The organism is Proteiniphilum sp. UBA5384 (assembly GCF_002410825.1).
In the GTDB taxonomy this organism is placed as follows: domain Bacteria; phylum Bacteroidota; class Bacteroidia; order Bacteroidales; family Dysgonomonadaceae; genus Proteiniphilum.
On record NZ_DHOS01000064.1, the window covers coordinates 22,097 to 36,726 of the forward strand.

Annotated in this window: 11 protein-coding genes; 5 read left to right on the plus strand and 6 right to left on the minus strand. The window is 45.9% G+C overall.

What is annotated here, in order from left to right; translation table 11 throughout:
- Window positions 1-42: 42 nt before the first annotated feature.
- From B4G81_RS12305 to B4G81_RS12325, 5 genes are all read left to right on the plus strand, one after another.
- Window positions 43-837, plus strand: a complete 795-nt coding sequence (locus tag B4G81_RS12305; RefSeq protein ID WP_294082917.1) for a LamG domain-containing protein — start codon at window positions 43-45, stop codon at window positions 835-837.
- 155 nt (window positions 838-992) lie between these two features.
- Window positions 993-2,651 (plus strand): glucoamylase family protein, encoded by a 1,659-nt coding sequence (locus B4G81_RS12310; RefSeq protein WP_294082919.1) that lies wholly within the window; start codon window positions 993-995, stop codon window positions 2,649-2,651.
- A 117-nt stretch (window positions 2,652-2,768) separates the two neighbouring features.
- The gene (locus B4G81_RS12315) at window positions 2,769-3,563 is read left to right on the plus strand and encodes a prolyl oligopeptidase family serine peptidase (RefSeq protein WP_294082921.1); all 795 of its coding nucleotides are present in this window, start codon (window positions 2,769-2,771) and stop codon (window positions 3,561-3,563) included.
- A gap of 22 nt (window positions 3,564-3,585) precedes the next feature.
- A complete protein-coding gene (locus tag B4G81_RS12320; RefSeq protein WP_294082923.1) occupies window positions 3,586-4,953 on the plus strand; it encodes a glucoamylase family protein in 1,368 nt (455 codons plus the stop codon).
- 86 nt (window positions 4,954-5,039) lie between these two features.
- Window positions 5,040-7,343: a glycoside hydrolase family 3 N-terminal domain-containing protein gene (locus B4G81_RS12325; protein WP_294082925.1), complete on the plus strand. Its 2,304-nt coding sequence runs from the start codon at window positions 5,040-5,042 to the stop codon at window positions 7,341-7,343.
- 149 nt (window positions 7,344-7,492) lie between these two features.
- Here B4G81_RS12325 and B4G81_RS12330 read toward each other — a convergent pair whose 3' ends face one another.
- The 6 genes from B4G81_RS12330 to B4G81_RS12355 all read right to left on the minus strand — a co-directional run bounded on the left by B4G81_RS12330 (window position 7,493) and on the right by B4G81_RS12355 (window position 13,851).
- Window positions 7,493-9,046: a THUMP domain-containing class I SAM-dependent RNA methyltransferase gene (locus tag B4G81_RS12330; protein WP_294082943.1), complete on the minus strand. Its 1,554-nt coding sequence runs from the start codon at window positions 9,044-9,046 to the stop codon at window positions 7,493-7,495.
- 212 nt (window positions 9,047-9,258) lie between these two features.
- Window positions 9,259-10,905, minus strand: coding sequence for an ABC transporter ATP-binding protein (locus tag B4G81_RS12335; protein ID WP_294082929.1), 1,647 nt, complete (start codon window positions 10,903-10,905; stop codon window positions 9,259-9,261).
- On the minus strand, window positions 10,902-11,999 hold the full coding sequence (locus tag B4G81_RS12340; RefSeq protein WP_294082932.1) for a nucleotidyltransferase domain-containing protein: 1,098 nt from the start codon (window positions 11,997-11,999) through the stop codon (window positions 10,902-10,904). The genes B4G81_RS12335 and B4G81_RS12340 overlap by 4 nt, the downstream gene beginning before the upstream one ends.
- A 16-nt stretch (window positions 12,000-12,015) precedes the next feature.
- On the minus strand, window positions 12,016-12,288 hold the full coding sequence (locus B4G81_RS12345) for a PqqD family protein (RefSeq protein WP_294082934.1): 273 nt from the start codon (window positions 12,286-12,288) through the stop codon (window positions 12,016-12,018).
- 176 nt (window positions 12,289-12,464) lie between these two features.
- The gene (locus tag B4G81_RS12350) at window positions 12,465-12,917 is read right to left on the minus strand and encodes a S24/S26 family peptidase (RefSeq protein ID WP_294082936.1); all 453 of its coding nucleotides are present in this window, start codon (window positions 12,915-12,917) and stop codon (window positions 12,465-12,467) included.
- A gap of 37 nt (window positions 12,918-12,954) precedes the next feature.
- Window positions 12,955-13,851, minus strand: coding sequence for a hypothetical protein (locus B4G81_RS12355; RefSeq protein ID WP_294082938.1), 897 nt, complete (start codon window positions 13,849-13,851; stop codon window positions 12,955-12,957).
- Window positions 13,852-14,630 lie beyond the last annotated feature (779 nt).

Sequence of the window (14,630 nt, forward strand, 5' to 3'; positions counted from 1 at the left end):
AATAATCTACTTGTTTTACTGAAAATATCAATTACTACGAAGATGAGAAATTTTAAATATATCCTATTGGCAGCATCCCTGCTGTTTATACTTCCCTCCTGCTTTCAAGATTTAGGCCAAAATCCGCCTTTTGATTATCCGGAGGAACCGGAGGGACCCTCTATCGGAGAAGATGGACTGCTATTTTATATGTCTTTCGATGGAGATTATAAGGATGCCATAAGTGATGCAGAAGCAACAAAAGTGGGCAACCCCGTTTTTGCCGCAGGAAAGATCGGGCAAGCGTATGCCGGTGCAACAAATGGTTATCTCACTTTCAGATTATCCAATATACCCGTGGAGTTAGGATCCGACCTGACAATAGGATTCTGGTATAAAGTGAACAATAATCCCAATAAGGCAGGCATCATCAGCATCGGGCCGGTAACAGAAGGCGCAGCAGACAACCTACAGAATAACCGGACATCCGGAGTTCGGATTTTTCGTGAAGAGGCTGGTAGTATGCAGAGGTTCAAAGCAAATGTAGGAAACGGAACCGCAGATGGATGGCTCGATGGAGGGGCCAATGCCGATATTGATCCGGCTACAGCAGACTGGTTGTATTTCACACTGACAATCACCGAAGGAAAAGCCCTTTTTTATATTGATGGTGAACAAGTGGCTTCAAACAATTTATCTAAAATAAGTTGGGAAGGATGCGACATCATGTCCATCGGATCGGGTGCTCCCCGATTCACAGAATGGGGACATCTTTCGGACAATAGCTTAATAGATGAATTGCGTATCTATAATAAAGCATTAACAGTAGAAGAGATACAGGAAATTATGTCGAAATAGTTTTTCGTAGAAGACTAATATATAATTATTGACAATTAAGAGGGAAAGGTTTACTCCCTCTTAATTGCCCTTTATTTTTTGAGCAGGAGCGCCTAGATAATATCCAACTAATTATCAATGCATTATCAAATCAATAAAAAAATGTATAAAACAATATGAACAAAGTACATTGTCAACAATGGGTATCTTTTTTGTTATCTCTTGGAGTGGTTTTTCTCATCTCTTGCGGAGATAAGGAAGAACCTCCCGCTTCAGGTACATTTCAACTCGAAAAAATAGAGATTAACGGAGAAACCAACGCTGATTCCTATACAGATGTAGATCCTAACCTACTTATAACTCTCACTTTCTCAGATAAAATAGACCGCAACACATTGCAAAACAACATCACGTTACAGGCTACGGCCACAGGTAAACCTGTAACGTTGACATTTCAGACCGAAGGAAACACCATCACCATTCAACCAAATATTCCATTAAACCAATTCACAGCTTACCGGCTGACTATTAACACAGGATTAAAATCAGTATCGGGAAATCCCGTCTTAACTGGAAAAATATATACAATAAATACCGGGATCGATCCGACGGATAAGTTCCCCCGTATTTCCGATGAAGATTTACTAACATTGGTCCAGAAACAGACTTTCAGCTATTTCTGGGATTTCGGACATCCGGTAAGCGGAATGGCACGCGAACGGTCCACCTCAGGCAACACGGTGACTACCGGCGGTACCGGTTTCGGCATAATGGCGATGATCGTAGCAGTGGAGAGAGGATTTATCACCAAAGAAGAAGCCCTCAACCGCATACAAACTATTGTCACCTTCCTTGAAACCCAGGCGACCCGTTATCACGGAGCCTTCGCCCATTGGATTCATGGAGAAACGGGGGCAACCCTTCCCTTCAGTACTTATGATGACGGCGCCGATTTAGTAGAAACATCCCTTCTATTCCAAGGGCTATTGACAGCAAGGCAGTATTTTGACAGTAATAGTGCCGGAGAAACAAAACTACGGGAAGATATTACCCGGTTATGGGAAGGAATCGACTGGACATGGTTCCAAAAAGAGGATGAAAACGTACTCTACTGGCATTGGAGCCCTCAATATGAATGGCGCCAAAACCTCAAAATACAGGGATGGAACGAAAGCCTGATTACTTACTTACTGGCAGCAACATCACCTACTCACCCCATTTCGAAAGAAGTGTATGACCAAGGATGGGCAAAGAGTGGCGGAATGCGGAACGGTGCTTCGTATCACGGGTTTACATTGCCCCTGGGGCCAAATTGGGGCGGACCGATGTTCCTTGCCCATTATTCATTCCTCGGGCTGAACCCCAACGGATTGAAAGACCAATATGCCAATTATATGGAACAGAACAGGAATCATGCAATGATCAATTACAGCTATTGTGTGGATAATCCACAAGGATACAGCGGTTATAGCGAACATTGCTGGGGCTTGACGGCCAGTGACGGAGATCAGGGATACAGCGCCCATTCACCTACCAACGACAGAGGCGTTATCGCCCCCACAGCAGCATTGGCGTCGATACCTTACACACCTGAAGAGTCTTTGAGAGCATTACACTTTTTCTATTATAAACTGGGGGACAAACTCTGGGCTGAACATGGATTTGTAGATGCATTCAACCTTTCAGAGAACTGGTTCGACAACCAGCACATCGCTATCGACCAGGGCCCCATCATCATCATGATCGAAAATTACCGTACCGGCCTGATCTGGGACTTATTTATGGGCATTCCCGAGATACAGACTGGATTAACAAAACTTGGATTTACTTATTGAAGTATAAATAGGTGCTTCGGGAAACAAATGTAATAAAGTAAAACGAGACTGAGAATCATCACCTTCAATAAGTCTTGTGTCTTATGTCTTGGTTTTTGACTCTAAATATTTAATCGTATGCAACAGATTGCAAAAATAGTATTGTCTCTTTTTCTGTTTCAATTTCTCTTGATGACGAGAGCTTCCGCTCAGTACCAGGAGTATGATTCTCTAACCTATATATCCGAACGTGGAGATTCGCTGCAATATCGCCAGTTAAATCCTTTGAAGATCGAACTGGGAGAAAAATATCCGCTTGTGCTGTTTCTGCACGGAGCCGGAGAAAGGGGATCGGACAATATTTCACAACTGCGCCACGGTGGATTGATGTTTACCAATCCGGTAAACCGGGAAAAGTTTCCTGCTTTTGTGCTCTTCCCCCAATGTCCGGCAGAACTCTATTGGCCTAGCCCTAAAAGACCGGACGGTTTTCAGCAGGAAAATCCCTTTCCACTCGACGCTGAGATCTCAACACCGCTGGCGTCAACAAAAGAATTACTGGACAAGGTCATTGAAGCATATCCGGTAGACAGGGACAGGATTTATATAGTAGGCCTGTCGATGGGAGGAATGGGTACATTTGATATGGTTTGCCGATATCCCGATCTGTTTGCGGCAGCAATACCTATTTGTGGCGGTATCCATACCGATCGGCTCAATGATTTCTCTTCAAAAACCGTTTTCCGCATATTTCATGGTGATGCCGACTCGGTCGTACCCGTCCGATTTTCACGTGAAGCTTATCTGAAACTGAAAGCCGAAGGAATCGATATAGAATATACAGAGTTCCCGGGAGTAAACCACGGCAGTTGGGATCCGGCTTTTAATAAATCAGATTTCATGTCATGGCTATTCCAACAAAGAAAAAAGTAAAACAATTATAGTATTAGTAAAGATGAACAACCGGATTTTCTTATCAATCACCCTACTGGCTCTCAGCACTGTTTTTCTCATAACGTGCAATAACAATAAAAAAGAACAGGCTACAACCGGACAAGAGAGCCGTCCCCTTTCTTTTGCCTCGGACGATGAATTACTCGACTTTATTCAAAAAAAACATTTCAATTATATGTGGGAAGGAGCGGAGCCGACTTCCGGGTTGGCACCAGAGCGCATACATATAGACGGAGTCTATCCTCAGGATGACGCAGACGTCATCACCACAGGGGGTAGCGGCTTCGGTATTGCCGGTCTGCTCGTCGGTATCGACCGTGGATTTATCACCCGTGAAGAGGGGGTTGAACGATTGCATAAAATTGCCGATTATCTGGCTACTGCCGACCGTTTTCATGGTGTCTGGCCTCATTGGTTACATGGTCCCACGGGTAAAGTAAAACCATTCGGACAGAAAGATAACGGTGGTGACCTGGTAGAAAGTGCTTTCCTTATGCAAGGCCTGCTCTGTGTGAGAGAGTATTTCAAGAATGGAAACGAGAGTGAAAAACAACTGGCGGGAAAAATCGACATCCTTTGGAAGGATATGGACTGGACATGGTACCTGAACGGCCAGGATGTACTCTACTGGCACTGGAGCCCGGAATACGGATGGGAAATGAATTTCCCGCTGGAAGGATACAACGAATGCCTTATCACCTATATCCTGGCAGCCTCCTCACCTACCTACTCTATTCCTGTATCGGCCTACCATAATGGATGGGCACGTGGCGGAGCTATCAAAAGCGATGCGGTTGCCTATGGTCATCCATTAATATTGAAGCACAACGGGACAGAGGAGTACGGAGGTCCATTGTTCTGGGCGCACTACTCCTATATCGGACTTAACCCGAATGGATTGAAGGACCAATATGCCGATTATTGGCAACTCAACAGAAACCAGGCTCTGATCAACTACGAATACTGCGTGGAGAATCCCAAAGGATACGAAGGATATGGAGAAAACTGCTGGGGATTGACCGCCAGCTACTCGGTGAATGGATATTCGGCCCACATGCCTACGAATGATCTGGGTGTCATCACTCCAACCGCTGCATTGTCCAGTTTCCCATACACCCCCGACCAGTCGATGAAGGCGTTGAAGCACTTTTATTTTGATCTGGGCGGTAAGATATGGGGAAAGTATGGTTTCTATGATGCATTCAGTCAGCAAGACAACTGGTATCCGCAACGCTATCTGGCCATCGACCAGCTCACCATCGCCCCGATGATCGAGAATTATCGTACCGGTCTTCTCTGGAATTTGTTTATGGGTGCGCCCGAGATTCAGGAGGGGTTGAAGAAACTGGGATTCACCTTTGAAGAGTGAAGAATGAAAAGTGAAAAATGAAGGATGATTTAGGATTTCGTTATTCTCCACTTCTTAACTTCTAAAAACAACAAAAACAATAAAGAATGAAACGATACATTATTTCAATAACATACATATTGACTGCGATGCTGCTTTCCGCATGCGGATCACCTTCATCCGGAACTACAGGTGCTGCGATGCCAGGCAAGTGGCAGAGTTTCAGTGGCGACAAACGGATTGAACAACGGGTTGATTCGGTATTGAAACTGATGACACTCGAAGAAAAAATCGGACAGATGACCCAATTCTCCGCCAACTGGTCGATCACCGGTCCGGTGATGCCGGATGACTTTCAACCCTATCTCGAAAAGGGATTGATCGGCAGTATCTTCAACGCAACTTCTGTAGAAGGGATCAGGCAGATGCAGCACATTGCGGTAAATCATACCAGACTCGGGATTCCTATTCTCTTTGGTCAGGATGTGATCCATGGTTACAAGACCATCTTCCCCATACCATTAGGTGAAGCCTGCTCCTGGGATCTGGAGATGATGCGGCGGACCGCCGAGATCGCTGCCATCGAGGCGGCATCCGACGGGCTCCATTGGACATTCGCACCCATGGTCGATATTGGTCGGGATGCCCGCTGGGGCCGTGTAATGGAAGGTGCCGGCGAAGATCCCTATCTGGGTAGTAAAGTGGCTGAAGCCAGGGTGATCGGTTTTCAGGGAGGAAGAGAGGTCAACTCTCTACGAAAAACCACCACACTACTCGCCACAGGCAAGCACTTGGCGGCTTATGGCGCTGCTGAATCGGGCAGGGATTACAATTCTGCCGAACTTTCGGAACATACCCTTCGCAATGTTTACCTGCCACCCTATCAAGCTGCGCTCGAAGCGGGTGTAGCGACTTTCATGGCCTCTTTTAACGAGATCAACGGCGTGCCGGCTACCGCAGACCGGTGGCTGTTAACCGAAGTACTGCGTAATGAATGGGGCTTCAAAGGGTTTGTTGTCAGTGACTATACCGGTGTCAATGAGTTGGTGCCTCATGGCGTGGCAAAAGATGAGAAACAGGCTGCTGAACTGGCGGTAAACGCGGGGGTCGACATGGATATGACCGGTGCCACCTATATTAAATATTTGACGGAATCGGTTGAGGAAGGAAAAGTATCTGAAAAGACCATCAATAATGCAGTACGAAGTATTCTCGAGATGAAATTCCTGTTGGGTCTCTTCGACGATCCCTATCGTTATCTCGACGAGGAGAGGGCGAAGCAAAACACGATGACACCCGAATTCATGGAAACGGCACGCAAAGCTGTAGCTTCATCGGTCGTGTTGCTAAAGAACGAGAATCAAGTACTTCCCATCACCAAAGAAAGTGGAAAAACCATTGCCGTGGTCGGCCCCCTGATGAACGACTCCATCAATCTCAATGGCGAATGGGCAGGATTGGGCAACCGTAACAAAAGCATACCTATCCTGAAAGGACTCACTGAGAAATATGAAGGTTCAGCAGTAAAGGTTATCTATGCAGAAGGAAGTTCCATTACTGAAACCTCACCGAAAAAAATCGCCGAGGCGGTTGCAGCCGCTCGTAGCGCAGACATTGTGATTGCAGCTATGGGGGAAGATTTCAACTGGTCGGGTGAAGCAGCTGTAAGAACCGACATACGTCTGCCTGAACCCCAGCGAGAACTGTTAAGAGCGCTCAAGGATACCGGCAAACCGGTGGTGTTGGTCACATTGAGCGGACGACCGCTTGACCTCTCATGGGAAGACAAAGCCATGGATGCCATCCTGCAGGCATGGTTCCCCGGCACACAAGGAGGCTATGGTATTGCCGACGTGATCGCGGGTGATTATAACCCGTCAGGACGCTTAGTGATGTCTTTTCCCCGAAACATAGGACAGATTCCCATTTATTATAACCAGAAAAGTACCGGTCGGCCTGTAGATCTGAATGACGAATCGATAGATTACAAATCACACTACCTCGATGAATCTATTACGCCTCTTTATCCTTTCGGGTATGGTCTGAGTTATACCACATTTGATATCAACCACGTACAACTCGATAAAAAGGCATTAAAGACAAAAGACGACAAGATTACCGTGACCGTCAACGTCCAAAATACAGGGCAAACCGACGGTGAGATCGTGGTGCAGCTTTATACCCGTCAGTTAGTTGCCAGTGTAACCCGTCCGGTAAAAGAGCTCAAAGGCTTCCAAAAGATAGCATTAAAAGCGGGTGAATCCAAACAGGTAACGCTCGAACTGACTTCCGAAGATCTGGCTTTTTACGGTATCGATATGCAGAAAAAGACGGAACCAAGTAATATGAAACTATGGGTGGCACAACATGCGGCCGACAACTCCAATGAAATCGATTTCTGGATTGAATAGAATTAATATGTTGATTTACTTATTTTAGCAAGTTATCTAAAAATTATCTGCCAAATCCACTGAATAAAACCCTGTTTTAGCAGATATTTTTTTTAAGAATATGCAATAGAATGAAAATAGGCTGAAAGACAAGCGTTTTACAATGTTTTTTATTTCCGGGAACTTCTCGGTTTAGTATTCTTATCAAAAGATCTTTTACCCGAAGAGGGCTTATCGAATTGAATAGAGTTTGCTCCGGGTTTGTCAGAACGGAACTCTCTTTTTTCGCCTCTCGACTTTTCTGAACGTTCACGATCCTTAAACGGTTTATCTCCCGAACTGCCGGGATGTGGTCTGCGTCTATCTTCGCCACGGAATTCAGCACGTTCACGTGATTTGAAGGGTTTATGCGATCGGGAAGGTCTATCCCATCCCCGGTCATCATCGCCACTCTTAGGTCGGAAATCATCGCGTAGTTTCTCTTCTCCTCCCTCGTTTGCACGTTGGGAGCGCCGGTAACCCTCCCTGGAATTTCGTTCATAGCGCGCATCACGATCAGCACTACTTTCTCTTCCCCGGAATCCCTCTTTAGCAGGCCGATCGTCCCTCTTACCGGAAAATATCTCGTACTCGCGCATCTCGCATTCCAGTGCACCGTTATAAAGGAAATAACGAGCAGAGTGTCTGAGCCCGATCGCGTCGAACGACTCTTTTCTATAACTCAACACATACACACGGTATCCCGCAAAGACATGTTTTAACCGCTCGCCTATCATCGAGTAAAGTGCATCAAGATCCTCCACTTTAAGCCGTTCCCCATAAGGAGGATTGGTCATCAGTAGTCCCTCTTTTGCCGGAGCCTCTGTAAACTGCTGGAACGGTTTAACTTCCAGCGAAATATATTTTTTTAGCCCGGCATTTTTGACATTCTTCTCGGCAATGGCGATGGCCTGGGAGGAAATATCAAAACCCATGATGCGATAGTTGAATTCCCTCGCTCCTGTTTCATCATTATAGATAGCACTAAAAAGATCACTGTCAAAATCGTTCCACTTCTCAAAGGCGAAATGTGGTCGATGAATGCCCGGAGGAATCCCCAAGGCAATCATGGCAGCCTCGATCAGCAATGTCCCCGACCCGCACATCGGATCGATAAAGTCACATTCACCTCTCCAGCCCGTCTTCAAAATCATGCCGGCAGCCAGCACCTCGTTCAGCGGAGCATCTCCCTGCGCCACACGGTAACCTCGCTTATGAAGAGACTCGCCGGAACTGTCGAGTGACAAGGTACATTTGTTATGTGCCACATGGATATGCAACATGATATCCGGATTGGATACGCTTACGGATGGTCGCTTTTCATATTTTTCCATGAACCAATCGGCGATGGCATCTTTCACCTTGTATGCTACAAATTTGGAATGGGTAAAGATATGCGAGAAAACCACCGCATCAATGGCGAAGGTGGTATCTAATGTAAGGTAATTATCCCAATTGAAACTCTTCACCGCGTCATACACCTCATCGGCACTCTCCGCCTTGAAGGTATAAAAAGGCTTCAGGATGCGCAACGCTGTGCGGCAATGTACATTCGCCTTATACATCAGCGCTTTGTCTCCTGTGAACGACACCATACGGGTACCCAGTTCCACATTATCCGCACCCAGGGAAATCAGCTCTTCCGCCAACACATCCTCCAGTTCCGCCAGTGTTTTGGCGATCATCGGAAATTGTGCATAATGTCCATTCTGATCAGCAGCATCTTCAAACTCATTCACTTCACGAAAGCTTTCGTTTTCAATCATCCGTTCTCCTTTTAATATGGGTACAAAGATAACATCCGTGAAGTGATTTCACCCTATCAGATCAAAATAAATTCGTTTAAAACGTATCAAAGCACCGCCGGAAATAAATATTGACGGTACTAACAACAAAGTCAAAAAAGGACAACGGGAGGTAAAGAGGTCAGCCGGTATTGGGAGTCGCAAAATGCAGCCACTTCAACTTGGTGGGTAATGAATAAGATTATACGATCACCAATCTCTTTTTTCAGGTTTTCCAAAAAACGGCGGCTCGTTTCAGGATCAAGTGCCGACGTGGCTTCATCCAGCAAAAGTATCTTTCCCGGTCGGAGCAACGAACGGGCAATGGCTAGCCGTTGCGCCTGCCCTTCCGATAATCCCCTGCCATTTTCTCCCAGGACTGTGTCCAGACCATCCGGCAAGTCAAACACGAAGCTGGCGGAAGCGATATTCAACACCCGTTTAAGTTCATCATCATCCGCCCCGGCATCTCCCAATAGCAGATTCTCCCGTATGGTGCCACTGAAGAGTGATCCGCCCTGGGGCACATATACGAAGTTAGAGCGCGTGCGCTCTGAAACCTCTACCGTTTTAAATTCATCTTCGATCACAATTCGTCCTGAATCAGGGTATACCAATGCCAACAACAATCTCAACAGGGTGGTTTTACCTACCCCGGTTTCTCCTGTCACTGCCACCATTGTCCCCGGCTTCACCTCCATAGAAAAACCGGACAACACCGGCTTTGATTCTCGGGAATAGGCAAAGGTCAGATTCTCTATCCTGAGCGTTACTTTTCCTTTCAGGAGTATTTTCTCTTCGGTATCCTCCTGACTGAACCCCGTCAGGCTTATCAATCGCTCAATGGCGGTTTTGGCCGATACAATGGAAGGTAATAACCTGATCAGGTCAAACAGCGGCCGCTGGATCCTGCCGACCAACTGAAGGTAGGCGGTTACCGAGCCGAACGTGACTGTTTTTTTTGCCAGGCCGTATGCGCTCCACAGGAAAGCGGTAATATATCCGCCATTAAAAGTGAGCCCCATGACCATATTGGCAAAAATGGAGACATTCGTTCTCTTGTGCACGCTTCCATGCAATTTCGACTGCAACCCGTCCAACCTGTCCAATTCGTTCTCCTGCTGCTCGAACGTGCGAATCACGACCTGATTCATCAGACTCTCTTCCATCAGCGAAGTAATCATGCTTTCGCCCTCCTTTACTTCATGTGTGTATTTTCGCATGCGATTATAATAGAGTTTACTGAAGAGGGCGAGCAGCGGCATCGCTATCCCCAGGATAAGAGCCAGGATGGGATCCAGGATATACAGCATAACCAGTGCCCCGGCGAACTGTGTAGCCGCCACAATGGCCAGTGGAAACGCGGTAACCAACGCATTTATGACATCGTCGGTATCTTTAATGATTCGGGTAAGCATGTCGCCGCTGTGTATCGACGACAACTCCTGCCAGCGGGAATAGAGCAGGCGTGAAAAGATATTATACCGTATCGAGTTTCCCATCTTCACTTCCGTCATCCTGCGCAACCGGATATCCCACAACCGAAAGAGAATCTGCAGGATAATCAGGACTACCAGCAGGATGGCATGATAACCTAAATCGCCTTCCCTTTCTCCCGTGGCAATATCGATGATCGCTTTGGAAAACCAGATAAAGGCGAGGGAAAAAGCTACTTCCAGCAGGCCGATCAGTAAAATCATCCCGATTCTCGACCGAACCCCGTCGGACGCGAAACGCAGAAACTCGAGGGTTGACTTCATCTGAGACCTATTTTCATCCGTTTGATCAATTTCGTAAAAGGCAGTATCCTGCTGTGTTCAGGTGATAGGGCGCCAAATCTTCTTGCTCTTCGTACGGTGTTTTTATAAGAGAACCACATCCCTTGCATCTTTCCTACGGGTCGCTGCTTTCCCGGTTTGTGAAAGCCGAAATTACCGCTATCGAAAATATCTTCCATCACCATGTCGGCATGTTGGTCGTCGGTTATCATCTCAAAGGGGAAGATCGATTCGGGCATATCCAAATATTTCACGGCGGCACGGGCAAACACCTGCATAGGGTAAAGGAGCGCGTAAGATTCGGCTATCCGGGTAAAGGAACCGGGATCAATTTCGCTCCGGTAGGTCGATAGGAAAAGTAACCAGTCACAATACTGGCGGAAGCCCACCCCGAGATGGACGAAATGGCGAAACAGGTGCTGGAAGATGAAAAAGGCATTCATCTCCACCGGCAGTTGCCGCACAGTGGCGCCACCGATCTCTATGGAGGTGAAATTCTCTTTTTCCGACAGTTCTTTCTCCCATGCCGCGAATAAGCGGTCGTACTTTTTATGATCGAAATAGGTGATGCGGCAGTGATTTTCAATACTGATACCGTCCACATCAAACTTATAATGGATATGGTCGCCGATCTCCGTTTTAATCCCTTTGCCCACAATCCATTCTATGGATCTCTCGTAATCCCCTTTCCGGTAGATCAGCAAGTCTATATCGCCGGGGTTCCTCAGCAGCGGTTCCGGATAATTCACTCCGTTCGACAAACCTTTTAGCAAGACAAACGGCAATTCCTCTTTCGCATATTCCTCCACCAGTTTTTGCAAGACATGGATCATCTTCCGGTTGAGGGCCTTTGTCTGTTCTATCTGGGTGATGCACACCATAACTTGTTCCCTTGGAGGTAAACTCCCTTCCGGCAAAGAAAGTGCTTTATCCGCAATCAAAGCACTTACGCTCTGTTTTTTAGCCATCCTTTCCATCTTTTTCCAAGTGGCGGCATCCACATTTTTAAACAGAGCGGCGTCGGGAGGCACATTCCGGATGGCAGTGCCCAGCAAGTGGAGGAACAGTTTTTCCATTGTTATCCCCGTTTAATTATTCTTCTTCAACTAACCCCTCCTTGATCAGTTTATCAATGAGGCTTTGCACGTCGGCTTCAGCTCTTTCCTTTTCCACGTCGTATTTGTCCAACAGCAGTTCTACCCAGTCTTCTTTGGTGAACTGCTTCTGTTTTGTCTCTTCGATCAGGTAAGCAGCAGTACTGTTAAGGCTGACCACTCGCGTGTAATCCAGGCTCGACCCGTTCTCGGACACCATCATGTACTCGTCTCCCACCTTCCGAATTGTAGAATTCTCTTTCAATTTCATTTTTTCAACTATTTATGTGATTCCTCTTTTGGATTAATTACAAAACAATAATTTTATTGGTTCTCTATATAATTAATGTCATCATATCATTAGAATAGCTATGGGAAAAAAACACAGATGATTCCAAACAAAATTACAAATATATATTGAAAAATAGCATCTTATTGTAATCTAAATCATGAAAACAGCATTCTCCGGTAGAGGGCAAGACATACCCGACGTAGAAAAATGTTCCTGGGCCATAGGTACCGGTAGAGGTTCCATCTTGCGCTCCCCACCCGGATTTCTTTTCCGTTCCGGATAACTTCCGTAGCCTCTGCGATCACATCCTCCCGAGCACAAGTCTCAAATACCGACAAATTTCCATCGCCACGTAACATAATGAAGTTGTCGGAGATTATCTTCACCCTATGCAGGACATACCGCTCTCCAATAAGCTTTACAAGCAACAGGCGCCCTTTTCTAAACGAGCGGCCGGTAGGTTTCTCCAGTATGATTTCATCTTTGCCATCCCTGATAAGAGGCAGCATGCTATTTCCCTTCGCGCGGATACGCACACGCCCCCCCTCCGCTACCCGTATGGCTATCTCTCGAAAGAAAGGTTCGTTTTGAATGATCTTGGTTTCCAATACAAGAATGAATTTGACGCCTGAAAATTACTCTATATCAACCAATCAAGGTTTCCGTGAGGCTTACAGCTTCCCGGTCGGGGCGGTTATCTAACCTGTGATAGGGCACTTTTTCCAGTATATCGGTAATGAGGGCAAATGTCAGTTGACGCCCCCTCTTGTCAGACCTGAGAAGTGCGGACGACTGGAACAGTGACGTGAACGCATCCATTCCTTTCAATCTCGTGAGTTTGTTTTCCGGGCCCTGGTAGAGATGCACGAATGCCGCCACCTCGGCCGAGGCATTCCGGTAGCAGGGTGTGCTGCCGCTCCATGGCGCTCCATACACTCGTATTGAACCATCGTCTAACATCCGTATTACAGGTTCGTCGTCATTAAGCAATGTACACTCCGGCACAAATTCTTTCCAGAGGCGGCTATGCGTACTTTTACCCGTACCGCTCTTGCCCAGAAAGACAAGTGCCCGGCCCTCTTTTTCTATAACAGAGGCATGTACTTTGATTGTCCGGTGATGAATGGCTGCCATGCCGTATGCCGCCCGCAGGAGGTAGAGCAAGAACCGCCCCTCCTCCGGACTTATGAGTGTCAGGTCACTTTTAAAGACTTTACGATCATCGGAAGCGAACAGATAATAAATTTTATTTTCGATTCTCATTGAGATCGTGGCACCTTCTTCCGTATGGTAAACAGTAAACTGAGTCCCTTCAAAATTCATCGTTTCAGCCGGATCCACTTCAGGGACAAGAATATCCTTGTTTCCAGAGAAGCGGAAAAGGGAATTGTTGTTTCTGCCATCTCCGTTACTCCCGGGATTTCTATCCTTTTCAACCAGGAAAGGATGGAATGACGGTAAAAGTTTCAACGTCAGTTCTGTATCAGGAGTATCCATCACAAACCGGTGACCGGCGATTTCAAAGCAGAGTTCATGTAACATAGCTTATTACGACTAAATTTATTCAGTAACGGAAGATTAATTTCATTAGAAAACAGTATTCAAAGGCGTAAAGTTACTAAAAGATTTTATATGCAAGAAATAGAGAATTAGTGCAAGTTCTCAGGTAACTGGAACTGTTGTTGCAAATAAAAAAATTATGAAATCGTTATATCAAAAACACCAAACATTAGAGGTTGCGATTAATCCAGCAAAACCAGAGGATTCAAATCAAATATACCTGACTCATGTCATTTACAAATTGATGGAGTGCATTTTCTATTTTTCCCATCATACCGGGACGGGATTTCTCCAACCCATTTGCATAATGACCCAGCTATTTTTCATTAATACCCTTCATAGGCGAAAGCGCAGCCTTAGTAAATGTCCCACTGATATATTCCATAAAAGATTCAATATCGAAAGTCCATTCTATTCCTACATATCCTTTCAATTCAATTCTTCCGGTATATTACTATTGTTTTTCTTATAAATCCGGATAACATCCTGAACATCGGTCTTTACTTCGCAAACGGTGTCCCTTGCAGTATAAATACCCGCTATTGTAGCTGTTGATACGGGGTTATTTGGTAGATGTGCCGTGATTGAAGCAAGAAAAATGGTGGATGAAAAGAGTTCTTATATACAAAATCTTATATTTCAAAATATTTGCCCATACTCCAGCTAAACAGAAGCGGAATCATTACCGGAGTATGGGACAAAGAATTAACTTACTTCAGTTCAACTTCATCCACGGCTGGTTTATAATATCCTTCAGTCCT